General features: G+C 63.5%; 21 protein-coding genes. 7 read left to right on the forward strand and 14 right to left on the reverse strand.

Translation table 11 applies throughout. From position 1 onward, the window contains the following. Positions 1-7: 7 nt before the first annotated feature. The 12 genes from ACP15D_RS15740 to ACP15D_RS15795 all read right to left on the reverse strand — a co-directional run bounded on the left by ACP15D_RS15740 (position 8) and on the right by ACP15D_RS15795 (position 10,616). A complete protein-coding gene (locus ACP15D_RS15740; protein WP_424958378.1) occupies positions 8-1,357 on the reverse strand; it encodes a ferredoxin reductase family protein in 1,350 nt (449 codons plus the stop codon). Between the two features lie 166 nt (positions 1,358-1,523). Further along, on the reverse strand, positions 1,524-2,555 hold the full coding sequence (locus ACP15D_RS15745) for an LLM class flavin-dependent oxidoreductase (protein ID WP_424958379.1): 1,032 nt from the start codon (positions 2,553-2,555) through the stop codon (positions 1,524-1,526). 88 nt (positions 2,556-2,643) lie between these two features. Beyond that, positions 2,644-3,333, reverse strand: a complete 690-nt coding sequence (locus ACP15D_RS15750; protein ID WP_072375327.1) for a haloacid dehalogenase type II — start codon at positions 3,331-3,333, stop codon at positions 2,644-2,646. A gap of 16 nt (positions 3,334-3,349) precedes the next feature. Then, a complete protein-coding gene (gene ybaK, locus ACP15D_RS15755) occupies positions 3,350-3,823 on the reverse strand; it encodes a Cys-tRNA(Pro) deacylase (RefSeq protein ID WP_424958380.1) in 474 nt (157 codons plus the stop codon). A gap of 5 nt (positions 3,824-3,828) precedes the next feature. Beyond that, a complete protein-coding gene (locus ACP15D_RS15760) occupies positions 3,829-4,314 on the reverse strand; it encodes a GNAT family N-acetyltransferase (RefSeq protein WP_424958381.1) in 486 nt (161 codons plus the stop codon). Between the two features lie 190 nt (positions 4,315-4,504). Next, positions 4,505-4,744: a hypothetical protein gene (locus ACP15D_RS15765; RefSeq protein WP_424958382.1), complete on the reverse strand. Its 240-nt coding sequence runs from the start codon at positions 4,742-4,744 to the stop codon at positions 4,505-4,507. Positions 4,745-4,878: 134 nt separating this feature from the next. Further along, positions 4,879-5,559 (reverse strand): leucyl/phenylalanyl-tRNA--protein transferase, encoded by a 681-nt coding sequence (gene aat, locus ACP15D_RS15770; protein ID WP_424958383.1) that lies wholly within the window; start codon positions 5,557-5,559, stop codon positions 4,879-4,881. A 91-nt stretch (positions 5,560-5,650) separates the two neighbouring features. Then, on the reverse strand, positions 5,651-6,991 hold the full coding sequence (gene accC / locus ACP15D_RS15775) for an acetyl-CoA carboxylase biotin carboxylase subunit (RefSeq protein ID WP_424958384.1): 1,341 nt from the start codon (positions 6,989-6,991) through the stop codon (positions 5,651-5,653). A 100-nt stretch (positions 6,992-7,091) separates the two neighbouring features. Next, positions 7,092-7,562 (reverse strand): acetyl-CoA carboxylase biotin carboxyl carrier protein, encoded by a 471-nt coding sequence (gene accB / locus ACP15D_RS15780; RefSeq protein ID WP_424959253.1) that lies wholly within the window; start codon positions 7,560-7,562, stop codon positions 7,092-7,094. A 55-nt stretch (positions 7,563-7,617) separates the two neighbouring features. Next, positions 7,618-8,070 (reverse strand): type II 3-dehydroquinate dehydratase, encoded by a 453-nt coding sequence (gene aroQ, locus ACP15D_RS15785; RefSeq protein WP_072375313.1) that lies wholly within the window; start codon positions 8,068-8,070, stop codon positions 7,618-7,620. A 179-nt stretch (positions 8,071-8,249) separates the two neighbouring features. After that, complete coding sequence (locus ACP15D_RS15790; protein ID WP_424958385.1) at positions 8,250-9,158, reverse strand: DsbA family protein; 909 nt, start codon at positions 9,156-9,158, stop codon at positions 8,250-8,252. Positions 9,159-9,218: 60 nt separating this feature from the next. Continuing rightward, positions 9,219-10,616 carry a M48 family metalloprotease gene (locus tag ACP15D_RS15795; RefSeq protein WP_424958386.1) on the reverse strand — a complete coding sequence of 466 codons (1,398 nt, stop codon included), beginning with the start codon at positions 10,614-10,616 and terminating at the stop codon, positions 9,219-9,221. Between the two features lie 223 nt (positions 10,617-10,839). Between ACP15D_RS15795 and ACP15D_RS15800 the strand changes: the two genes are divergently transcribed. Together ACP15D_RS15800 and ACP15D_RS15805 are read left to right on the forward strand one after the other, a co-directional pair. Further along, the gene (locus ACP15D_RS15800) at positions 10,840-12,054 is read left to right on the forward strand and encodes a pyridoxal phosphate-dependent aminotransferase (RefSeq protein WP_424958387.1); all 1,215 of its coding nucleotides are present in this window, start codon (positions 10,840-10,842) and stop codon (positions 12,052-12,054) included. A 105-nt stretch (positions 12,055-12,159) separates the two neighbouring features. Beyond that, positions 12,160-12,789, forward strand: a complete 630-nt coding sequence (locus ACP15D_RS15805) for a Spy/CpxP family protein refolding chaperone (RefSeq protein WP_424958388.1) — start codon at positions 12,160-12,162, stop codon at positions 12,787-12,789. A gap of 80 nt (positions 12,790-12,869) precedes the next feature. On the opposite strand, the gene ACP15D_RS15810 is transcribed toward ACP15D_RS15805, so the two are convergent. Next, positions 12,870-15,803 (reverse strand): Rne/Rng family ribonuclease, encoded by a 2,934-nt coding sequence (locus tag ACP15D_RS15810; protein ID WP_424958389.1) that lies wholly within the window; start codon positions 15,801-15,803, stop codon positions 12,870-12,872. Positions 15,804-16,657: 854 nt separating this feature from the next. Here ACP15D_RS15810 and ACP15D_RS15815 point away from each other — a divergent pair. From ACP15D_RS15815 to prfB, 3 genes are all read left to right on the forward strand, one after another. Then, on the forward strand, positions 16,658-17,875 hold the full coding sequence (locus ACP15D_RS15815; protein WP_424958390.1) for an N-acetylmuramoyl-L-alanine amidase: 1,218 nt from the start codon (positions 16,658-16,660) through the stop codon (positions 17,873-17,875). Between the two features lie 314 nt (positions 17,876-18,189). Further along, positions 18,190-20,682: a penicillin-binding protein 1A gene (locus ACP15D_RS15820; protein ID WP_424959254.1), complete on the forward strand. Its 2,493-nt coding sequence runs from the start codon at positions 18,190-18,192 to the stop codon at positions 20,680-20,682. Positions 20,683-20,809: 127 nt separating this feature from the next. Further along, a protein-coding gene (gene prfB / locus ACP15D_RS15825) for a peptide chain release factor 2 (RefSeq protein WP_424958391.1) occupies positions 20,810-21,941 on the forward strand; the annotation gives its coding sequence in 2 pieces (ribosomal slippage) (positions 20,810-20,878 and positions 20,880-21,941; 1,131 coding nt in all). Positions 21,942-22,182: 241 nt separating this feature from the next. On the opposite strand, the gene ACP15D_RS15830 is transcribed toward prfB, so the two are convergent. Further along, entirely contained in the window at positions 22,183-22,395 is a 213-nt protein-coding gene (locus ACP15D_RS15830; protein ID WP_424958392.1) for a hypothetical protein, read from the reverse strand. A gap of 167 nt (positions 22,396-22,562) precedes the next feature. Here ACP15D_RS15830 and ACP15D_RS15835 point away from each other — a divergent pair, with 167 nt between their 5' ends. Both ACP15D_RS15835 and ACP15D_RS15840 read left to right on the forward strand, forming a co-directional pair. Beyond that, positions 22,563-23,471, forward strand: a complete 909-nt coding sequence (locus ACP15D_RS15835) for a class I SAM-dependent methyltransferase (RefSeq protein ID WP_424958393.1) — start codon at positions 22,563-22,565, stop codon at positions 23,469-23,471. Further along, a complete protein-coding gene (locus ACP15D_RS15840) occupies positions 23,471-24,283 on the forward strand; it encodes a TrmH family RNA methyltransferase (RefSeq protein WP_424958394.1) in 813 nt (270 codons plus the stop codon). The genes ACP15D_RS15835 and ACP15D_RS15840 overlap by 1 nt, the downstream gene beginning before the upstream one ends. Positions 24,284-24,285: the final 2 nt, after the last annotated feature.

The raw sequence follows: 24,285 nt of genomic DNA on the forward strand, positions 1-24,285 counted from the left end.
GCTTAGTTCAACGCATCGCGAACAGCTCCTGATGGAACTGCGCCGCAACGTTGAAACCGTGAGCCGCGAAATCCTGCCGCAACGCGTCACCAAACCCCGGCGGCCCGCAGAACCAGATGCTCGCCTCGCGCCACTGGGGAACCTCGGCGCGAATCCGCTCTCCGCTCAACAATCCATCGCGCGCATCGAGAAGGATGTGCAGGCGTACATTCGCGGCTGCCGCGTCGGCCTTGAGCTTCTCGAATGCCACTTCATCGTATTCTGCAGACGCATGGAAAAGATCGACCTCAGGATTCGCCGGCGAGTTGGCGGCGCTCGCCGCCCTGTGCTTCATCTTGGCGATGAACGGCGTGATGCCGACGCCGCCGCCGATCCAGATCTGACGCTTCAGGTCGTCCTCGAAGGTGAAGCACCCGTACGGTCCCTCGAGCTTCACGCTCTGCCCTACGCGTAGCTTGTCGCGCAGGCGCCGGGTGTGATCCCCAAGCTCCTTCGTGATGAAGGTGATGTGGCGGCTGCCCGCGGTCCACTCGGACGCAATGGTATAGGGATGCGGCCCCTCGGAAGGGTCCGACGTCGCAAAGGCAAACTGTCCTGGCTTATGGCCGGGCCAGCCATCGGGCACGTCTATTCGGGTTTCCAGTGCCCGCACGCCTGGATAGTACTGCAGCGAAGCGATCTTTCCCTCGATCTGCCGGTCACTGCCGACGCGGCGCAGCAGCACCACGACGGCTGCGTAAACGCCGCCTGCGAGCAGCGGAATGAGCACGATCCCGATCGGCGACGTCCAGTAGCTGAACTTCAGCAGCACCACCGAGTGAAACACCAGCACGAGATACGCAATCGCCAGCAGGCGATGCGTCTTGCAAAATATCCAGTAGGGAAAGCGCTTGATCAGCGCGAGCGCGATGAGAAGCACGGCGGCATAGAACGCCCACTCGCCCAGCCCCTCGGCCGCGCCGCGCATGCCCGCGAGAAACTGTTCCACCGGATTGTCGATCGGCGGCCGCGGGCCGCGCGTTGGGCGTTCTAGCAAGCCCCAGCCGACCGCCCACTTCGGCCCCTTGGCCCACAGAAAGTGCACGATACCGACCACGAGCGCGGAGATACCCAGCCACTTGTGCAGGCGGTACATCTTGTCGAGCCCGCCAAGATGAGGCTCGACCGAGCGCGGGCGAAGCGCCAGCAGCATCGCAACGCTCATCAAGGCGATGGCGAGAAAGCCGCTCAATTGAATTGCTGGCCGTCGAACCTCGAAAAGACCCGCAGCCTCTTTGAACGCCCACGGATCGGCGATCAGCCAGACGGCGGCACAAATGGCCAGGATGAGGATCAGTGCGCGCTTGATCTTATGCATGACGCCTTCTTGGTGGGGCAGCTCTTGAGCAAGCTCGAATTTGCGAGCGCGCTCGTCGTTGACCTGAATCAATGATATGCGCTGGCGTCATAGCTGACGCTCCATCGCGTGGCCAATTCACGGTATCGTCCGCGCCGCGCCGGCAATACGCACGCGGTCACCCTGTTCAGCCGACGAGATCGCGCACCATCGGAGCGACATTGCTGCCGTAGAGCTCAATGCAGCGCATCAGCTTCTCGTGCGGCAGCATGCCTGCGCTATATTTGAGATCGAAGCGCGTCGCGCCGATCGCCTTTACCGTCGCCGCAATTTTCCGCGCCACCGTCTCCGACGCCCCGACATACAGCGAGCCGCGGGCGATCTCGAGATCATACTCAGCCCGCTGCATCGGCGGCCACCCGCGCTCGGCGCCGATCTGATCGCGCATGCGCTTGTAGTCCGGCCAGAACTCCTCGCGCGCCTGCTCATCGCTGGAAGCGACGTAGCCCGGCGAATGCACGCCGATCGGCAACTCCGGTTGCCCGAATTCGCCCAGCGAAGCACGATAGAGCTCGGCGTAAGGTTGGAAGCGCTTCGGATCGCCGCCGATGATCGCCAGCATCATCGGCAATCCGTATCGCGCCGTGCGCACCACAGACTCCGGACTGCCGCCGACGCCGATCCACGTCTTCAGCGTCCCGCTCTCCGTTTGCGGAAACACGCGCTGCCCCGTGAGCGGCGCCCGCGTATCCCCGCGCCACGTCACCGTCTCTTCACGCAGCAGCTTGACGAACAGGTCGAGCTTCTCTGCGAACAGCTTGTCGTACTGATCGAGCGCGTAGCCGAACAGCGGAAACGACTCCGTGAACGAGCCACGGCCCAGCATCACCTCCGCACGTCCGTTCGAAGCCGCATCCAAGGTCGCAAAGCGCTGGAACACGCGCACCGGATCGTCCGAGCTCAGCACCGTCACCGCCGATCCGAGCCGGATGCGCTGCGTCCGTGCCGCAATCGCCGCCAGCACCACATCGGGTGCCGAGATTGCAAAGTCCGCACGGTGATGCTCGCCGACGCCGAAGAAATCGAGCCCGACTTCATCGGCCAGCACGCCCTCCGCGATGACGTTGCGGATCACCTGAGCATGCGGCAGTTCCCGCCCATCGGCGCCGCGCGTGACGTCGCCGAAAGTATCGAGCCCCAGTTCCAGAGTTTGTGCCATGCGCACCCGCTTCTTGATGCTTCAGAAGCGGGGAAGGTGGGCTCGCCAGTCCCGAACGTCCAGAGGGTGCGCCAAATGCGCAGGTTGCCTACTGCGCCACCGGCGTCAGCAATTCCGGCAGCTCCGACAGTGTGCGGATCTCGAAATCGGGCGCGCCGGGGAGGCGCTCGGCTCGGTGCCCATAGCGATTGCACCAGGCTACGTGGAACCCGAAGTTGGATGCTCCATAGGCATCCCATGCGTTCGACGACTGGAACGACACTTCTTTGGCCTTGAGACCCAAGGTCTCGAGGCCATACTCGTAGACCCGCGGATGCGGCTTGAACACCTTCACCGCATCGACCGACATGACGACGTCGAACAGGTCGGTGAGCCCCGCCGCCCGCACGGCCGAATCCAGCATCTTCGTCGAGCCGTTGGAGAGAACCGCCGTCTTGAAGCCGGCCTTGCGCAACTGCGCCAGCACGCTCGGCACCTCGGGGAACGGAGCCGGCGTCAGATACAACTCCATCAGCTTCGCGTGCAACTCGGGCGAGGAGATGTCCAGTGTGTCGAGAGCGAAATCGAGAGCGTCGGCGGTCACCTGCCAGAAGTCGGCAAAGTCTCCCTGCAGCGAGCGCAGCCAAGTGTACTGCAACTGCTTCTCGCGCCAAAGTGGCGTCAGCACCGACAGCTTCTGGTCCGGCACATCCTGGCATCGCGCCGCCGCTGAGGCGAAGTCGAATAGGGTGCCGTAAGCGTCGAAGACGCAGGCCTTGATGCCGTCCAGTCGCTTCACTTCAGCGTTCTCCCGTTTAGGCAACCAGTGCCGCGGCACTGGCTCCGAGGACCTTGAGCGCATCCTGCGGGCGGAGCTTCACCTGCAGACCGCGCTGGCCACCATTGATAAACACATAGTCGTGCGCCAGGGCGCTTTCGTCCATCGCAATCGCGACCTTGCGCATCTGCCCGAACGGGCTGATTCCTCCGATCTTATAGCCTGTTATGCGCTCCGCATCGGGCGGCTTCATCATCTGCGCACCCTTTCCGCCGAAGGCGGCCGCAAGCCGCTTCATCGACACTTCTCGGTCGGAGGGCACGACGGCGCAGACCGCCTTGCCGTCAACAAGCGCCATCAGCGTCTTCAGCACCCGGCCCGGCGCCTCTCCGAGCGCCTCGGCCGCCTGCAACCCGGTGCGCTGGGCTTCCGGGTCGTAGTCATAGGCGTGCACGGTAAATGCCACCCCGCTCTTTTCGAGAGCTTGCGTGGCGCGCGTCGACTTCGCCATGTTCGCTATCCGGATGTGGGCGCCAGCGTCTTACCCAAGCACATCAGCCCAGGGTAGGGATACGACCCGTAGGGGGCGATCGGCGCGAACCCGTGATCGCGGTAAATCGCGATGGCTGACTGCATGTTCGGCAACGTGTCGAGCTTCATTTGCTGGTAGCCGGCGTGCTGCGCCTCCCCGATGACCGCCGCGATCAGCGCATTGCCAAGCCCCATGCCCCGCGCCGACGGCAACACGTAGAGCCGTTTCACTTCGCACGCGTCGGCATCGATCCGGCGCAAAGCGATGCACCCGAGCGCTTCGCCGGTGGCCGAGCGCGCAATCAGCAGCGCACCACTCGGCGCACTATAGGGGCCCGGCAGGTTTGCCAACTCGTCATCGAAGCCCTGTGCGCCGAGATCCACCAGCAGACCAACGGCATAGGCGGAGAACATCGCGCGCACGTCTGCCAGATCATTTTGCACGGCTGCTGCAATGTTGAATTCGGTCATGCCGGCGATCTTATTTGCGATCGGGTGGGCAAGCACAACGCCGAAAAAGAAGTGCCCTCCAGCCGGGGAAAAGGGCTGGAGGGCTGGGAGCCGGCCGGAAAGGACGGGGGGAGGTGCTTCCGGCCGGAAAATCTGTAAGGGCGCCGCGTCGGTGTCCGACTAAAGAAATTCGTCGCTGACCGGCGCGTTGTTACTCCTCGGCCGTATCCTCGATCGCGCCAATCAAGGCATCCGCTGCGGCATCAGATGCAGCCGATGTCACAACATCGGAAATGGCGCTGTCCGAACCCGTCATTTCATCGAGGAGAGCTGCGACCTCCTGGGTCGCCACGAGGTCTTCAAAGTCGCCGGCGTGGGCCGCAACGGCGCCGATTGACACCGCCGCCGCGGCCATGGCCGCGAGCAGCGCAGCTTGCAGAGACGATTTCATGTGTCTTGCTCCTGTCCCGGCGGGCGCCGAGGGGGCACCCGATTTGCCGGACATTGCGTCCGGCTCGACGACCAGGAATAGACGGGCGAAGGCGTCACCGCTGTTACGCTGGGAACAGGCCCGCATCCGGGCCATTAGCGGCGCGTGTTGGCCTTTTCCAGCGCGGCCAAAACATCGTCGGGCGAGGCATCGAGCGGCAGAGCGTGAAAGTCGGCTTCGACGTCCAGCGCCTTCTCCAGCAGCCGGTGAAACTCTTCGCGATTGAGTTCGACCGTGCCGAACTGGCGAAGATGATCGGTGACGAACTGCGTGTCGAGCAACCGGAACCCTCCATACGCGAGCCGCGCCGCCAGATACACGAGAGCGATCTTCGATGCGTCGCGCTCGTACGAGAACATGCTCTCGCCGAAGAAGGCACCGTTGAGCGCAACGCCGTAGAGACCGCCGATCAGACGCTCACCGTCCCAGACCTCGACAGTGTGGCAGTGCCCGAGGTTGAACAGGTCGCGATAAAGCGAGCGGATGCGATCATTGATCCAGGTCGAGCGCCGCCCCGGCCGCGACGCCGCGCAGCCTTCGATCACTGCGACGATGTCGGTATCGATCCGCACCTTGTAGGGCGTTGTGCGCAGTGTCCGGGCCAGCCGGCGCGGCACGTGCACGCCATCGAGTGGCAGGATGCCCCGGTGCTGCGGCTCGATCCAGTAAAGGGCTGGATCGTCTGCGCTTTCAGCCATAGGAAATATGCCGCAGGTGTATGCCTTGAGCAGCACCTGCGGGGTGATCTCGATGACGATGTCGTCGCGCGAGGCCATGTGGTCTGTAGGCTTAGGTCCGCCGTTTTCCCAGCGAGCCTAGCGTGAAAACTTTTCCCACTTTCGTCAATCGCCTGCGTCGGCGACCAAACTATGACTGGGCAAGGTACTTTTCTAGCCAATGGATATCATAGGCGCCATTGGCGATATCCGGCTGGGCGATGAGCTCGTTGAAGAGGGGGATCGTCGTCTCGATTCCGTCGATGACGAACTCCGAAAGCGCCCGCTTCAGCCGCATCAGGCACTCCGTCCGGGTCTTGCCGTGTACGATCAACTTGCCGATGAGGCTGTCGTAATAGGGCGGGATTCGGTAGCCCTGGTAGACGCCTGAATCGACACGCACCCCAAGGCCGCCAGGCGGGTGCCAATAGGTGATCTGGCCCGGCGAAGGCCGGAACGTGCGCGGGTTCTCGGCATTGATGCGGCACTCGATGGCGTGTCCCGAGAAGTGGACGTCCTTCTGCTTGATCGACAGCGAGCCGCCCGCAGCAATTCTGATCTGCTCGAGCACGAGGTCGATGCCCGTGATCGCCTCCGTCACCGGATGCTCGACCTGCAGGCGCGTGTTCATCTCGATGAAGTAGAACTCGCCATCCTCGAACAGGAATTCGACCGTACCCGCGCCGCGATACTTGAGCTTGCGCATCGCCTCGGCGACGGTCTCACCGATCTTGGCGCGCGCGGCTGCATTGAGAGCCGGCGAGGGGGCTTCCTCGAGGATCTTCTGGTGGCGCCGCTGCAGCGAGCAGTCGCGCTCGCCCAGGTGGATGGCATTGCCCTGTCCGTCGCCGAAAACCTGAACCTCGATGTGCCGCGGCTTCTGCAGATACTTCTCGATGTAGACCGCATCGTTGCCGAACGCGGCTTTGGCTTCCGAGCGCGCGGTCGACAAGGCAAGGCCGAGGTCGGCAGCCGTGTGCGCGACCTTCATGCCGCGTCCGCCGCCGCCTGCCGTTGCCTTGATCAGCACCGGAAAACCCATGCCCTTGGCGACCTTCATCGCCTCGGTTTCGCTGCCGACGGCGCCGTCGGAACCGGGTACGACCGGAATGCCGAGGCGCTTGGCGGTTTCCTTGGCCTCGATCTTGTCGCCCATGATGCGGATGTGCTCCGACGTCGGGCCGATGAAAGTGATCTGGTGCTCTTCCAAGATCTCCGCGAACCGCGCGTTTTCCGACAGGAAACCGTAGCCCGGATGCACGGCATCGGCACCGGTAATCTCGCACGCTGCCAGCAGACGCGGGATGTTGAGATAGCTCTCAGCTGCCGGCGGTGGTCCGATGCACACGCTCTCGTCGGCAAGACGCACGTGCATGGCATCGGCGTCCGCGGTCGAATGCACGGCGACGGTAGCGATGCCGAGTTCCTTGCACGCGCGCTGGATGCGCAGTGCAATCTCTCCTCGGTTGGCGATCAGGACCTTGTCGAACATTCTTTTTTGGGCAGTAGGCAGTGGGCAGTAGGCAGTTGGTGATCGGCGCGCTGGCCAGATCCTCGCTGCCTACTGCCCATTGCCCACTGCCTCTCTCCTTTTATTCGATGATGACGAGCGGCTCGCCGAACTCGACCGGCTGACCGTTCTCGATCAGGATGGCCGTGACCTTGCCGGCGTGCGGAGCCGGAATCTGGTTCATCGTCTTCATGGCTTCGATGATGAACAGGGTATCGCCCTGCGAGACCTGTGCGCCCACCTCGATGAACGTTGGCGCGCCGGGTTCCGGCGAACGATAGGCCGTGCCGACCATCGGCGACTTGACGACGCCGGGATGCTTTGCCGGATCGGCCGGCTTGGCCGCCGCGACAGGAGCAGGACCCGCTGCCATCGCCGCCGCGGGCACGGCTGCAATCGTCGACTGCACATTGAGAGTGCGCGCGACGCGAACCTTGAGCCCGCTCTTCTCGATCTCGATTTCGGAAAGGCCGGTCTCGTTGAGCAGCTCCGCGAGCTGCCGGATCAAGCGCTGTTCGTCTCCCGAGGTCTCGCCCTGATCCTTGGCGGTCATGCTCTGCTTTTCCTTCTTGTGCGGCTTCACTTTCCGCTCGCTGCCCCTACTGGCCCTACCCACGGCGGGATGCCGAGAGCAAGTCTGCCATGGCCTCCAGCGCCAGCTCATACCCCTTGGCACCGAGGCCGCAAATGACGCCCTTGGCTCCGAGGGAGATGTAGGAGTGCTGCCGGTACGGCTCGCGACGGAATATATTCGAAAGGTGCACCTCGATCACCGGCAGCTCGGCCGCTTGCAGCGCATCGAGCAGTGCGATCGACGTGTGAGAATAGGCGCCAGCGTTGAGGATGATGGCTGCGGCCTTGTCGCGCGCCTCCTGAATCCAGCCAACGAGTTCGCCTTCGAGGTTCGACTGACGAAAATCGATAGTCAGCGACAACGCCTTTGCCCGGGCCTCGGCCTTCCGCCGCACATCATCAAGCGTATCCGTACCGTAAACGGCGGGCTCCCGAAGTCCCAGCATGTTCAGGTTGGGTCCGTTGAGGACGTAAATCGGCTTTGTCATGAGGTCCCTGCTGCCGCCGGCATCGACGCCGGTTTAATACTGGCTCTGGGGCGGACGGCACCCCCATCTACCAGCTTTCCTGCGAGCGCGGAAGGGAGCCAGCGGTTTCCGCGCATGAAACCGCTAAGGCATTCTTCTGGTTGGGTAAAAAAGCCGCCCGTCACCCTGCTCGGCCCGCCTCAGCAGTACGCGCAGCCGGATTTGCGCAGCTCCGTCACGTGCTTCTCGAGCTGGTCATAGAGATCTTCCGGGGCACCCGGGATCGAGCGGTCGCCGACGAGGAAGTGCGGCGTGCCGTTGACGCCCATCTTCTTGGCCAGCGCCTCCGACTTCTTGATCTCCGCTTCGACGTCCGCCGACGCCATGTCCTTCTTGAGTTTCTCGATGTCGAGCCCGAGCTTGGAGGCGATCGCCAGCGCATTCGCCTCGTTCATCACGCCCTTCGCCTCCAGCATCGCCTTGTGCATGTCCCAGTATTTACCCTGTCGGCCGGCTGCTATGGCAATGCGCGAGGCTTCCTCCGAGCCCTTCGAGAGGATCGGCAACTCTTTGAAGACGACCCGCACCTTAGGGTCGCTCTCCACCAGCTTGATCACGTCGTGCAGGCCGCGTTTGCAGTAGCCGCAGTTGTAGTCGAAGAACTCGACGACGGTGATGTCGCCATCTGGGTTGCCGGCAACATCCGCCACCGGGTCGCGATAGATGTCGCGCGCATTCTCAGCGATCGCCGTCTTCAGCTTTTCGGCCTGCTCTTTCTCGAGCTTGGCCTCGAGTGCCGTCTGCGCCTCGAGGAACACCTCCGGATTGGCGATCAGGTAGTTCTTGATGATCTTCTCGAGCTCAATCTTCTGCTCGGGCGTGAAATTGACCGGCGGCGGCGTTGGCGCCTCGGCTACCTTCACCGGCGCTGCAGGCGTGGCCGGAGCGGTAGCCTCGGCGACTACGGCTTCGCTGGCCTTTTGCGGTGTCGCAACAAAATTGCCCAGCAGCACCAGGGCGCCTAGCAGCGCCACGGCGGGGATGACAAGCCACGTGGCGCGCTGCTCGGAAAGCGTGCGCAGCAGCGAGGGGCGGGAATTTGCGGACATTCGGTCTGGCCTTCTTAAGGGAAGCTGTCGCAGTACGCGGCTCGTCTGAGCAAACGGCGATCAGGTCTGAGGTTTATAGTTGATGATGTCGTCGTTCTTCAGCCACTCCGGGGTCCCCTGGGGCAATTTCGTTTGAGCGCGTTTCGCGAAGAGCTGCGCCTGCTTGAGATCACCTTCCAGGAAATAGGCTTGCGCGATCATCGCGTCAGCCTCCGGTCGCTTGCCCTGCTTATAATAGCTGTTGGCCAAAAGACGAAAGGCGCGAGAATTTTCGTCATCTACCAATGACTTACGCAAAAGCGCCACGGCCTCGTTCACTGCCGCGGGGCTTGCATCCTCCTGCAACGCTCCTGCGAGTTGCACCCGGATGAGGCTCGCGTTGGGATCGAGCTTCAATGCCTGCCGCAGCGGAGCGATCGCCTCTTTATTGCGCCCGGATCGCATCAGCAGGTCGCCTTTGACCTCCCAGAAGTATGGAAAGTTCGGCTTGGAGGCGATGAGACCGTCGACTTGAGCCAACGATGCTTCGAGCGCGCCTGGGCCACCTTGGAAGAACCGCGCCAAGGCGCGCGCGTAGCGTGCCGGCAGCGACTGATCGCTCTCAGGATAACGATTGAACACCACCTGAGGCTTTTCCAGATAGCCCGACAGCTTGGCGCGCATCAGGTCGTGCCGAAGCTGCAGATCCGGTGAGTCCTTCTTGCTGTAATACTGGCTCGTCTCGACGAGCGTGCGCAGCCGCGCAAGTCGGTCGGTCGAGAGGGGATGGCTCCGCGCGAACGCTTCCTTTTGCGCATCCGAGATGTATTCCTGCGCCGCGAACCGTTCGAATGTCGTCAGCATTCCAAGCCCGGATTGCTGCGTGGCATTGAGGAAGCTGAGGCCAGCCTGGTCAGCCGCCGATTCCTGCTGGCGCCGTTCCGCCAGCAGCGAGCGCATGATCACCTCGTTGCCGCCGAACAATAAGCCCTGGCCCGCGCCGCCGAGGCTGTTGGCTGAATCGCCGCCCGCAACGCCGCCTGCAACGATGAGGCCGATGCCGAGAATCTGCGCCAGCAGCGAGCGCGTCTGATCCTTGGCAATGCGCGCTCTGAGCGCTGCCATGTGGCCGCCGGTGATGTGGCCGGTTTCGTGAGCGATGACGCCGATCACCTCGTTGGGCGTGTTCGCCTGCATCAGCGTGCCAGTGTGTACGAAGACGTTCCGACCATCGAGCACGAACGCGTTGAAGGCATCGTTCTGAACGATGCGCATCTTGATGCGGCCCGTCCCCAGCCCCGCAGACTTGAATATCGGCTTGGCGTAATCGCTCAGCACGCCCTCGATTTCCGTATCGCGAATGAGGGGCAAATTCTGCGCCGACGCCGTAGATGCTGCAGCCATGATCGCGGTGGCGACGAGGCCGCTTGCAACAGCGATCCGGCTCCACTTCGCCTTGGATACGGGCGGCATCGACATTGGCAACGTCACCTTGATCGAAAATAGGTTTTTGCTCGCGGGCTTGACCCTAGTGAGGGCACGGATTGGCGTCAACGCAAGCCTGGACCGGATGGAATACCTGCCTATATGCCGGAAAGCGGCAGAGCGATTTCGTCAGGCAGCAAAGCATGATATCGCCCCCCGCGGCAGGATTGGGGCAGCGCAGCCCCAATCCACGTTACGCTTGTGTAATGGAAGTGGGATGGCTGACCGCACGATAGACCCATTGGCGCTGACAGCGGCGCTAGCTGCCGAGGAGATGCCGTTGCTGGCCTCTTCGCGCAGCGCCATATCGAGCTTCATCGTCATGGACGTGATGCGCGCCGCGCTCGCCGCCGAGCAGGCTGGCCGCAGCATCGTGCACATGGAGGTCGGCCAGCCCGGGACACCGGCGCCGAAAGCCGCCCGCGAAGCGGCCCGCCACGCTCTCGAAGCCGAAACGCTCGGCTACACTATGGCACTCGGGAACGATTCCCTGCGCGAGCGCATCGCACAGCATTATGCCGACTGGTACGGCGTCAGCGTCCCGCCCGAGCGCATCGCCGTTACCGGTGGCTCGTCTGCCGCCTTCGTGCTGGCCTTCCTCGCCCTGTTCGACGTCGGCGACGCCGTGGCGCTGCCGTGCCCCGGATACCCCTGCTATCGGCATATCCTCACTGCTCTAGGTCAGCGGCCGGTGCTGCTGGCAACTGGGCCCGCCAATGAATGGATGCCGACTCCGGACGATATCGCTCGCGCAGCCAAGGAGGGCGTCAGAGGTCTGTTGATCGCCAGCCCCGCCAACCCGACCGGCACGATGATCTCGGCTGAGCGGCTCGCCGGCATCGCCCGCGCCTGTCGCGAGAACAACGTCGCGCTCATCTCCGATGAGATCTATCACGGCCTGACCTACGCGCGCCCCGCCGACACCGCGTTGGCGCACAGCAAAGACGCGATCGTCATCAATAGCTTCTCCAAATACTTCTCGATGACGGGCTGGCGCATCGGCTGGATGGTCGTGCCGCAGATTCTTGTCGCCAGCGTCGAACGCCTCGCGCAGAACCTTTACATCTCGCCGCCCGCCATCGCTCAGGTCGCAGCCCTCGGAGCGTTCTCTGCAGGCGAGGAGCTCGAAGCTAACCGGCATGTCTACGCAGCCAATCGCGAATTGCTGCTCAACGAGTTGCCAAAGGCCGGCTTTGAAAGCTTCGCGCCCGCTGATGGAGCTTTCTATCTTTACAGCGATGTCAGCCACATGACCGACGATGCCGCGATGCTGTGCCGCCGCATTCTCGATGAAGCGGGCGTCGCCGTAACCCCGGGCGTCGATTTTGACCAAGAGCACGGCAATCGCTTCCTGCGCTTCTCCTATGCCGGAACCACCGCCGACATGGCCGAAGCTGCAAGGCGGCTGCAGCAGTGGGCTCAGCAACGCTAACCGTCCCAAAATTGCTCCGACGGATTGCGCTTTGGGCCGCCGTTGTTTGCTCAACAGCGGCGCAAAGCCAGTGCTGCTGCTGAAACAGATTAGGAGCCAATTCCCATGAATAAATTTTCACGTGCGCTCGCCGTGGGCCTGATGGCAGCGACGATCCCCGCGACCATCGTGCTCGCTCAGCAGCCCGCCGCTGGTGATCAGCCCGCGGCCGAAAAGAGCGAAATGCGCCGTGGTCCGTCCGCAGAAACGATGGCGCGCCTTGAGGACGGCCGCATTGCGTTCGCCAAGGCCGCGCTGAAGCTGACGCCCGAGCAGGAAAAGCTCTGGGCCCCCGTCGAGGAGAAGATGCGCGCCAACTTCGCCGAGCGTCAGAAGAACCGCGAAGAGTGGCAGGCCAAGCGCACTGAGCGCAAAGCCAAGGGCGAGGAAGGAAAAGGCGAGAAGCTTGCACTCCCCGAGCGCATCGAGAAGCGCAGCGAGCACATGACCAAGCAGGCCGAGAAGCTGAACCAGCGCGCTGCCAAGTCGAAGGAGTTTGCCGAGGTTCTGAAGCCCCTCTACGCATCCTTCAGCGAAGAGCAGAAAGACGTCGCCTCGCGCGTGCTGAGCAACTTCGGTGAAGGCAAGGGCGGTCATAAGGGCCCGCGCTGCGCCATGAAAGGCGGCTTCCGCGGTCATGGCCCGCATGGCGGTCACGGCCCGCACGGTGATCACGGTGGCCCGATGGCCGACTGACGCACTGCAGCCATCACGAAATAAAAAGGGCCGGAGCATCGCTCCGGCCCTTTCATGTCTCACGAAGTCACCGGGCTCGATCAGCCGCCGAGCTTACGTTGCCACCAGCCCTTGCGTGCCGGCGCCGCAGAGGCGGCAGCCTCCTCCGTCACAGCCTCTTCGCCATCTCCGCGCCCGACCACGATCCGCTCCAGGCGCGGCTCGCTCGACTCGGTGCGACGGCGGCGGGCAGGACGCACAGGCGCAGGCGCAGGCGCTTCCTCTGCCACCGGTGCGGCAGCAATCTCCGCTTCGACGACAGTTTCCTCGCTGGTAGCGCTAGGCGCCGGAGTTGCCTCTTTGCGCTGCACTTCCTTTGCTGGGATGTCGTCGTTGCCGTCGGCGGGAAGGCTTGCAAAGTCCGCAATCGCTTCCTCGTGACCCGGCGTCTCGGGTGCACGCGCTTCAGAGTGCACCTCGTACGACGGCAGGTCCTCGCCGATGATGGGTTGCTCGCCGAGGCCTGCGGCCTGGACGTCGTCTTCTGGCGCCCCGTCCTCGGACTGCTCGCCAGCCTGCATCTCACCGTGACGCTCTGTCCGCTCGCGACCGCGACGGCCGCCACGGCGACCTCTGCGGCGGCTGCGTCCACGCGGACGCTCGCCTTCGTCCTGGCCGTTCGACTCACCCGTGTCCTCGCCAGCGGAATGCTCGTGGCCCGCCTCATGATCATGGTCGTGATCATGGTCGTGACCGTTCGGTGCCGACACGGCGTCGTCGCCGTCTTCGTCGTCGAACGGCACGTCCTCGACGTTGCCGCGGCCTTCATCCGAGAAACGCGCGCCGTTCTCATCGCGCTCACCGCGACGGCCGCCACGCCGGCGCCGGCGGCGTCGACGCGATCCGTTGCCCTGTTCGCTGGAGCGCTGCTCGCCATCGCGATCGGGCCCAGCCTCGTCGTCCGGCTCGCGTACCTCACGCACCTCGTACACGCCGCCCTCGTCGTCGCCTTCAAAGCCCGATTCCATGTTGACGACGTTGCGCTCGATACGGCGCGGAAGCTGAGCGGGGGCAGCGCCCTTCTCGATCGTAAAGTTGGCGCCCGCGAGCTTGTCCGACCCGGTGACGATGATCGGCAGCGCGAGCCGCGTCTCCATGTCGTTGATGAATGGACGCTTGTTATTGAGAATGTAGAGCGCCACCGCCGGCGTCGTCGTGGCGGTAAGCGGCGCGCGCGTGCCGGACATGATCGCGTCTTCGAGGCCACGCAGGACCGCAAGCGCAACGCTTTCCGTCGAGCGAATAATGCCGGTGCCCTGGCAGTGCGGGCACTGCGAGGTCGAGCCTTCGAGAACGCCCGTGCGCAGCCTCTGCCGCGACATCTCCAAGAGGCCGAAATGACTGATCCGCCCCACCTGGATGCGGGCGCGATCGAACCGAAGCGCTTCCTTCAACCGCCGCTCCACGGCGCGGTTGTTGCGCTTCTCCTCCATGTCGATGAAGTCGACGACGATGAGGCCTGCAAGGTCGCGCAGCTTGAGCTGGCGGGCGATCTCGTCCGCGGCCTCGAGGTTCGTATGATAGGCGGTTTCCTCGATCGAGAACTCGCGGGTAGCCTTGCCCGAGTTGACGTCTATGGCGACGAGCGCCTCGGTCTGGTTGATCACCAGATAACCGCCTGAACGCAACGTCACGTACGGGCTGAACATCGCGTTCAGCTGCCGCTCGATCTGATAGCGCGTGAAGAGCGGTTCCGGCTCCTGATACTGGATGACGTTCTTCGCATGGCTCGGCATGAGCATGCGCATGAAGTCCTTCGCCTCGCGGTGCGCTTCCCCGCCAGCGACCACCACTTCCTCGACATCCTTGTTATAGAGGTCGCGGATCGAGCGCTTGATGAGGTTGCCTTCCTCGTAGACGAGGCTCGGCGCTTGGCTCTGCAAGGTGAGGTCGCGCACGCTCTCCCACAAACGCAGCAGGTATTCGAAGTCGCGCTTGATCTCCTGCGAGGTGCGCGAAGCGCCTGCCGTGCGGATGATGAGCCCCATGCCTTCCGGCACTTCCAGCTCGGCCGCGATGGCCTTGAGGCGCTTGCGATCCTGCGGCTGGGTGATCTTGCGCGAGATGCCGCCGCCACGCGCGGTGTTCGGCATCAGCACCGTGTAGCGGCCGGCCAGCGACAGATACGTCGTAAGCGCCGCACCCTTGTTGCCGCGCTCCTCCTTGACGACCTGAACCAGGATCACCTGGCGGCGCTTGATGACTTCCTGGATCTTGTAGCTGCGCGGGCGACGGCGCGGACGCGAAGGTAGCTCCTCGAGTGCGTCCTCGCCCGTCGACACCTGCTCTGGAGCCGGGCTGGTGCTGGCGACTTCGCGCACCGAGGCCTCTTCGCCTTCCGAAGCGGAGGCGCTGTCGGCGACTGCCTCGACGATCTGGCCTTCGACCGTGTTCTCGTTGGCGGCTACATCCGAGCCGGTGTCGTGTCCGTGCTCGTGCGGCTCGGCGACGATCCGCTCATCGGCTGCGACCGCCTCGGCGATGGTGTGATGTTCGTGGTGGTCGCCGTCGTCTTCGCCTTCCGACTCGTCCCCGTGCTGATCGTCGTCGTCCTCGTGCGATCCGACATCGTCGACGTTGTCGGACCCATCATCGTCATCGCTGGATGAGCTCGGCTTGGACGCCGCGCGGCGACGCGCCAGCGCCTCGGCGTGCGCATCGGCGGCAGCCTCTTCCTCGGCCTCCGCAGCCGCTTCCTCGTCGAGGAGAGCCTGCCGGTCGGCGATCGGGATCTGGTAGTAGTCGGGATGGATTTCGTTGAAGGCGAGGAAGCCGTGCCGGTTCCCGCCGTACTCGACGAATGCCGCCTGCAGGGACGGCTCAACGCGCGTCACCTTGGCAAGGTAGATATTGCCCCGCAGCAGCTTGCGGGCAGCGGATTCGAAGTCGAATTCCTCTACGCGGCCGTTGCGGAGCACCACGACCCGGGTCTCTTCCGGATGCGTGGCGTCGATAAGCATCTTGTTGTTGGACATTTATTTGGATCCTCGGCGCACCGGTTTGGCTGCCTACCGCTCCGCTCCGCAATCCTCGATCGAATCGGGGCGGGTGCGGGGAGGCGCCGGACGTTGGCGCGCATCGTTGTTTGTGATGGTTGGAAGAAGGTGGGTGAAGCAGTTGCGCGGCACAGTCTTCCGCCGCCGGTGGAGACCGGGCGTGCATTGAGGCGCGGCCAGAGGCGCGCTGAAGCTTGCGGACGACGGGTGCCTAAGTGTGGCATTCCAAATGGTCTTTCAAAGGGTTGAAGACAGGCACGGATATCGCGCTGCCTCCGGATTGCTCCCATGTCGGTGGGGCGCCCGGGGCGGTACTCCGCCTGCTCCGCTTGCCCTTCCTTTCCAAGGCGGCGGAGCAAAGAACTGCCGATGGCCAAAGTCTCGAGCAGCTAGCATTGTGCCTGGCGCAAGCGTGGCCCTCAGGCTCTCGGCTCCGCTGTCACGGGGGTGACCCGGAGCGAACTGCTTGCGGGCGCAGGGCAAACTGCTCGATCGTCGGTCTGCAGCGAGGCCGTCCCTTGCGGGGCGGCGAACCGGCGCGAACGAATGCGAACGTTGATCGTTCAACTCGTTCTTGCGGCGCACAAATGCCTAGCAGGGGCGCCGCTGCATCAACGAACTAGAAAGTACGGGTTCGCCGGTAAGCTTGCAAGCATGTTATAAGTGCATGCCAGCAAAGGCCTCGGCCAACCCTCTGCAATATGAGGGAAAATCGGAAAAGGTTTGGTTAACAGGGGGTTTGGGCAGCTTGCCGGGGGTGATCGGAGGGGATGCGGCAGCATCTGCAACATAAATTGGCTCGCATCGGGGGGGATCTCGTCCGCGGGCTTTTCGTGGCATTGGCACTCGCCGTGCAGTTCGCTGCGCCGGCCAGCGCCGAGCCGACCAGCGTCCACCGCAAGTCCGCGGCCGTCGAGGCGCGACGAGCAGAACTCAAGTCGAGCGGAGATACGACGACCTTCGTCTTAGGGCTGTCGTCAGGCGTGCGCGCGGAGATTTTTACCCTCGCCAACCCCTACCGTGTCGTCATCGATCTTCCCGACGTTGCCTTTGAACTCCCCGATGGAGCCGGCCAAAAAAAGGAAGGGCTCGCCTCGGGATTCCGCTATGGGCTTCTGTCCGAAGGAAAAGCCCGCATTGTCATCGACACCGCGGGGCCTGTTCTCATCAAGAAGGCAGATATGCGGCCCGCGGGCACCGGCAAGGCCGTAGATCTCACCGTGGCGCTGTCGCCGACGTCCGCCAAGGCGTTCGGCGGTGGCACCGGCGGCAGTCAGACAACCCAGGTCGCCGCCACGCCCGCACCGGATGCCGGCCCCGCCACAGTATCGAAGCGCCATCGCACCAAGCCCGTTATCCTTATCGACCCCGGCCATGGCGGCATCGACCCTGGCGCCGCAAGTGCCACCAACCTCAAGGAAAAGGTTGTCGTTCTCGCCGTCGCCAAGGCTTTGAAAACGCAACTCGAGAAAAGCGGCCGCTACGACGTGCGCATGACGCGATCGACGGACGTATTTATTTCGCTCGATCAGCGCCTTCAGATGTCCCGCGAACTCGACGCTGATCTCTTCGTCTCGCTTCACGCCGACGCGATTGCGCAGAAGCGCGCCAAAAGCGTGCGTGGTGCCACTGTATACACGTTATCCGAGAAAGCCTCCGACGAAGAGGCGCAGGTTATGGCCGAGAAGGAGAACAACTCCGACGCCATTGCAGGTCTCCAGACCGCGCACTTCGAGGAGGGCGGCGATGTCCGCAATATCCTCATAGACCTCCTAAAGCGCGAGACGTCCAATTTCTCTGCCGATTTCTCGAACACCCTCGTCAAGCAGCTCAAGTCGGCCGTCTCATTGTCGCAACGGCCGCAGCGCTCTGCCGCATTCAAGGTGCTGCGTCAGGCTGACACCCCCTCGGTGCTCGTAGAGCTGGGCTACATGAGCCACCCCGAGGACGAGAAACTGCTCAAATCCTCCAGTTGGCAACGGCGCGTGGCCACATCGATCACCAATGCCGTGGACCAGTATTTCTCCAAGCGGACGGCGAGGGTGCGCTGAAACGGCGGCGATCTCCTTCATCGCGTTATCTAAACTGCAGTGAGCGACGACTTGATGCCACAATCCATGGTAATGTCCTGCTTCGCGGCGTCGCCTCATGTAGCCTCTAGGCTCGCGCGGACATGCCAGTGCAGCCGAACACCTACGCTCAACGGAACTAAAGGTTGATGCGCGAGCCTCCGCTATACCCGTCGGACCCCATCTACCCGCGCGATCACTATGGGCACGACCCTTACGGCCGTGGCCCCGCGCCGCCGCATCCGCGCGAGCCCAAACCCCCGCGTCAGCCGCGCAAGAAGCGCCGCAAAAGCCTGCTGCTGAGCCTGCTCGGCTGGAGCTTCGCCGCTGGTGTGGTTGTCTTCATCTGCGCTTCGGCCGCCGCCGGCTACCTGCTGTGGAAAACCTCGCAGGACCTGCCCGACTACGAGAGCCTCTCCAAGTACGAGCCTCCCGTAATGACGCGCATCCACGCCCACAATGGTGCGCTCATCGCCGAATACGCGCGCGAGCGCCGCATCTTCGTGCCCATCAACACCATTCCCAAGCGCGTCATCGCGGCCTTCCTGTCTGCCGAAGACCGCCGCTTCTATGAGCACGGCGGCGTCGACTTCCAGGGCATCGCCCGCGCCGTATTCAAGATCGTCGAAGCCAAGCTGAGCGGCAGTGACCGCCGCGCTGAAGGTGGCTCGACCATCACGCAGCAGGTTGCAAAGAACTTCCTTCTGTCGAGCGAGCGCTCGATGGAACGCAAGGTGAAGGAGGCAATCCTCGCTGTCCGCATCGAGCGCGCCTACTCCAAGGACAAGATTCTCGAGCTCTATCTCAACGAGATTTACTTCGGCATCGGCGCGTATGGCATCGCCGCTGCGTCCCTCAGCTACTTCAACAAGGAGCTGCAGGATCTGACGATCGAGGAAGCGGCCTACCTCGCCGCGCTGCCCAAAGGCCCCAACAACTACCATCCATTCCGCCGCGAGAAGCAGGCGCTGATCCGGCGCAACTGGATCATCGGCCAGATGGAGGAGAACGGATATATCTCCAGCGAAGAGGCCGAAGCCGCCAAGGTGAAACCGCTCGGCGTCAATCTCCGCACCACCGGCGCACACATCTTCGCTGCCGACTACTTCGCCGAGGAAGTGCGTCGCACGTTGCTCACCCGCTTCGGGGAGGACAAGCTCTACAACGGCGGCCTCTCTGTTCGCACCACGCTCGACCCGCGCCTGCAGCAGATCGCCCGCAAGTCGTTGATGGACGGCCTCGTGACGTTTGATCGCACCAAGGGTTGGCGTGGTCCTGTGACTAAGCTCGACATTGCCGGTGATTGGGGCAAGGCGCTGGATGAGGTGCCGCGCCCGCATGACATACAGCCATGGCGCCTCGGCGTCGTGCTGAAGGTCGAGGCGGCCAAGGCGATCGTTGGCCTGCGCCCTGAAAAGCAGCAGGACGGCTCCCTCGTCGGCGAGCGGGAGGCAATCGAACTCACCCTCGACGAAGTGAAGTGGGCCAAGACGAAGAAGGGCACGCCCAGGGCAGTCTCGGAGGTTCTCTCGGCCGGTGACGTGGTCTTCGTCGCGCCCAAGGACCCCGACAATGTCGCTGGCGTCTGGTCGCTCATGCAGATCCCGCAGGTCGGCGGCGGCATCGTCGCCATGGACCCCAACACTGGCCGCGTGCTCGCCGTCGTCGGCGGCTTCTCCTTCGCCATGAGCCAATTCGACCGCGCCATTCAGGCCAAGCGCCAGCCCGGTTCTTCATTCAAGCCATTCGTCTACGCCGCCGCGCTCGACAACGGCTACAAGCCCACCTCGATCATCCTCGACGCCCCTATCGAAATCGAGCAGGGGCCCGGCCAGGACATCTGGAAGCCCGAGAACTACGAGAAAGAGCACTCCGCCGGTCCCTCGACGCTACGCTTCGGTATCGAAAGCTCGCGCAACCAGATGACGGTGCGCTTGGCGCAGGATCTCGGCATGCCGCTCATCACCGAGTACGCGCGCCGCTTCGGCATCTATGATGATCTTCTTCCGGTGCTCTCCATGTCGCTCGGCGCTGGTGAGACGACGCTACTGCGCCTCGCCGCCGGCTACTGCGCCATCGCCAACGGCGGCCATCAGGTGCGCCCGACGCTGATCGATCGTATCCAAGACCGTTGGGGCCACACCGTCTGGCGTCACGATCAGCGTGTCTGCGAGAACTGCAAGGCTGACGAATGGCTCAATCAGGAAGAGCCTGAAATTCCCGATGACCGCGTGCAGATCGTCGACCCGCATACCGCCTATCAGATGACTTCCATCCTCGAGGGCGTCGTTCAGCGCGGCACCGCCCGTTCGCTGAAGGCTCTTGAGCGTCCGCTTGCCGGCAAGACCGGCACCACCAACCAGGAAAAGGATGCCTGGTTCCTCGGCTATTCACCCGACCTCGTCGTCGGTGTCTTCATGGGCTACGACGCGCCGACTCCGATGGGCAAGGGCAATACCGGCGGCAAGCTGGCAGCGCCTGTGTTCGGCAATTTCATGAAGGAAGCGCTCGCCGATCAGCCTGCTTCTCCGTTCCGTATTCCGCCGGGCATCAAGCTCGCGCGTGTAAACCTGCGCACCGGCCTGCGCGCTGGCGAGGAAGACCCGCAGAGCATCATGGAAGCCTTCAAGCCGGACGAGGAGCCGGACGATGCGTATTCCGTGATCGGGTTCACTGAGCAGGGCGGCGCCACGGGCAGCAGCCCGCAGGGCAACGTGGACGACTCCTTCTACGAGCCGCAGGCACGGCCCCGCCCGGGTTACAGCGCCGGCCGCGGCGGTCTCTGGTGAACTGACCTCAGCCCCGTTTTTCCGGCGCTGCGGCTGGGTGCGGCGCCCTTTGCGTTGCCAGTCGGCCGACGCGCCATTATATGACGGCCTTCATATCCTGAAAATCGCACTCGCCTCGGAGGCCACGATGCGTGCCGAACCGCAGAAACTCGTCGATTCCATCACGGAGGCCCTGGCTCTCCTGCGGAGGCATCTTTGACTGGGATACTGCCCAGCAACGTCTCGCCGAGCTGAATAAGCGCGCAGAGGATCCGAGCCTCTGGAATGACAGCAAGGCCGCGCAGAAGGTGATGCGCCAGCGCCAGCAGCTCGAGCGCGCCGTCAACATCTACCAGGACCTCCAGCGTTCCCTCGAAGACGGCGTGACGCTCATCGAGCTCGGCGAGGAAGCCGACGACGACGCATCCGTCGCCGAGGGCGAAGCCATGCTCAAGAAGCTGAACGAGGAAGCGCAGCGCCGCAGCATCGAGGCATTGCTGTCGGGCGAGGCCGACGGCAACGACGCCTATATCGAGGTTCACGCTGGCGCCGGCGGCACCGAAAGCCAGGACTGGGCCTCAATGCTCGCGCGCATGTACATGCGCTGGGCAGAGCAGCGCGGCTTCAAGGTCGCGACCTTGGAAGAAAGCGCGGGCGAAGAGGCCGGCATCAAATCCGTCACCATGGAGATCAAGGGCGAGGGCGCCTACGGCTGGCTGAAAACGGAATCGGGCGTGCACCGTCTCGTGCGCATCTCGCCCTATGACTCCAACGCCCGCCGTCACACCAGCTTCGCCTCTGTCTGGGTCTACCCCGTCATCGACGACGACATCGACATTCAGATCAACGAGAGCGATTGCCGCATCGACACCTATCGTTCGTCGGGCGCGGGCGGCCAGCACGTCAACACGACGGATTCCGCGGTGCGCATCACGCACATTCCGACCGGCATTGCGGTGGCGAGCCAGCAGGAGCGCTCGCAGATCAAGAACCGCGCCATTGCCTGGGCCATGCTCAAGTCGCGCCTTTACGAGCTGGAGCTGAAAAAGCGTGAGGACAAGGCCAACGCCGAAGCCGCGAGCAAGACGGAGATCGGCTGGGGCCACCAGATCCGCTCTTACGTGCTGCAGCCCTATCAGCTCGTGAAGGACCTGCGCACTGGAACGCAGAGCACCAACCCTGACGCGGTGCTCGATGGCGAAATCGATCCCTTCATCGAAAGCGCACTGGCTCAGCGCATCAAGGGCGGCGGCCCGGTCGAGGTCGCCGATATCGATTGATCTGTCTGAAGGAAGATAGGGCAGAGGGTCCAGTGCTGCGGAGTCACCACGAATACACTGGACCCTGATGCCGTCGGCGTTTCGGAGCCGGAACTCCGAGCCACACTTACTATAACGCTGCAGAGGCAAACGATCCGTCTCCACGGACAGCGTTAGTCGCTTACCTGAGATGAATAAGCGACCCAACATGACCCGCAAATGAACGAATGGATCTGCCCTAGGGCGGAAGTTCGCCCCGACCTCACTCGGCCGCGGACATGAACCGCTCGACCGTCACCGCGAAGTGACCGCACCAGTCTTTGGACTCGACCATCGGCCAGGCGGCTGGCGAGTTGCTTCCAGCTTGTGCGATCGGCGGGTTATACCGGCACAATCCCGCTTCTTGGCGATGCTGCTTCGCGGGCTTGCTATGGGTATCGAAAAACTGGCAGTTCCCGCATGCACACGTCGTCATGTGAATGCCTCCATTGGCTTGTTTCCAGAAGTGCCCACCAACCTAGAATGCTGCCTTCTCGCCGGCCGCGAGGCCATTAATGGGGGTTTAGCCTAACGCATCGACAAGGAACCCCGGCGCATCTTAAGTGCGCTTCAGAACCACCCGACCGCCGACAGGGGCATGCCTTGCTGAGCAACGAAAACACCATCACGCCCCGCGCGGAGCTGAAGCTCATCGAGACCGTGGGCTTTCCCGACTACGCCCTGATCGACAGCGGCAACGGTCGCAAGCTCGAGCGCTTCGGATCGGTGATCGTCGATCGCCCCGAGCCGCAAGCGCTGTGGACTCCGAACGCAGAGCGCGACTGGAAAAAGGCGCACGCGGTCTTTGCCGGCGACGACGACGAGGACAAGGGCCGCTGGCGCATCGACAAGCCGGTTCCGGAAAGCTGGCCGGTGAAGATCGGCGACGTCACCATGCTCTGCCGCCTGGCGAGCTTCCGTCACATGGGCCTCTTCCCCGAGCAGTATCCGCACTGGCAATGGATGCTACAGCGCATCGCGGAAAAGCGCGGGGAGCCCGCGCGCGTGCTGAATCTCTTTGCCTACACCGGCGCCGCATCCCTGATCGCGGCCGCCGCGGGCGCGAACGTCACGCACGTCGATGCCTCCAAGAAGGCGATCGCGTGGGCCAAAGAGAACCAGGCGGCTTCTGGTCTCGCATCTGCGCCGATCCGCTGGCTTCTCGACGACGCGGCAAAGTTCGTCGCCCGCGAGGTGCGCCGCGGCAAAACCTACGACATCATCCTCGTCGACCCGCCGAAGTTCGGCCGCGGTCCAGATGGCGAGGTCTGGGATCTATTCACAAGCCTTCCTCCGTTCATGAAGGATTGCGCCGCATTGCTGGCGCCGGAAGCGTCCCTCGTGCTCACGGTCTATGCCATCCGCGCGTCGGCACTCGCCTTCGAGCAGCTCTGCCGCGAAGTGCTGGCTGGGAAAGGCGGCACTTTCACCGCCGGTGAGCTGGCCATCCGCGAGGAGCACGGCACGCGCGCGGTGCCCACCTCCCTCTATACTCGCTGGAGCGATCGGTAATGTCCGCGCCCAAACTCGTCACCAGCTTGCAGAACGACCGCGTGAAGGCGATCCGCGCGCTCGAGATGCGCAAGGAGCGCAAGGAGACAGGGCTTTTCGTCGCCGAAGGCACATCGCTGCTCGTCACCGCGCGCGACAACGGCTTTGTCCCTGAAACGCTGGTCTTTCGCAGAGACGCCGACATGAGCCCCATCGCTCAGGGTCTCGTTGCCTGGGCGCTGAAGTCCGGGGCCGAATGCCTCGAAGTGTCGGAGGCCGTGCTCGGAAAGCTGTCTTCGAAGGACAACCCGCAGAGCATGCTTGGCGTCTTCAAGCAGCGCTGGATCGACTTGCCCAAGGCCGCTGATATCTCACCCGGCAGTCTCTGGATAGCGCTCGAGGAAGTGCGCGACCCCGGCAACCTCGGCACCATCATCCGCACCGCCGATGCCGTCGGTGCCGCCGGCATCATTCTCATCGGCGCCAGTTGCGATCCCTATTCGCACGAGTGCGTGCGCGCCACCATGGGTTCGCTGTTCGCCATGCCGCTTGCGCGCATGCAACGCGAAGCCTTCCTCAAGTGGATTGCCGGCTGGCAGGGTGACATCGTCGGCACGCACCTGAGCGGCGCCGACGATTTTCGCGCCGTCAGCTATCGCAGCCCGACGCTGCTGGTCATGGGCAGCGAAGGCCCCGGCATGTCGGATCCGCTCACCTCAGCGTGCTCGCGCCTCGTGAAAATCCCGATGGCGGGCAAGCTCGACTCTCTCAACCTCGCCGTCGCCACCGCGCTGATGCTGTATCAGATCCGCGGCCCGCAACTGAGCCTTTAGCC

It is taken from the genome of Hyphomicrobium sp. 1Nfss2.1 (assembly GCF_965243865.1).
Taxonomy (GTDB): domain Bacteria; phylum Pseudomonadota; class Alphaproteobacteria; order Rhizobiales; family Hyphomicrobiaceae; genus Hyphomicrobium_A.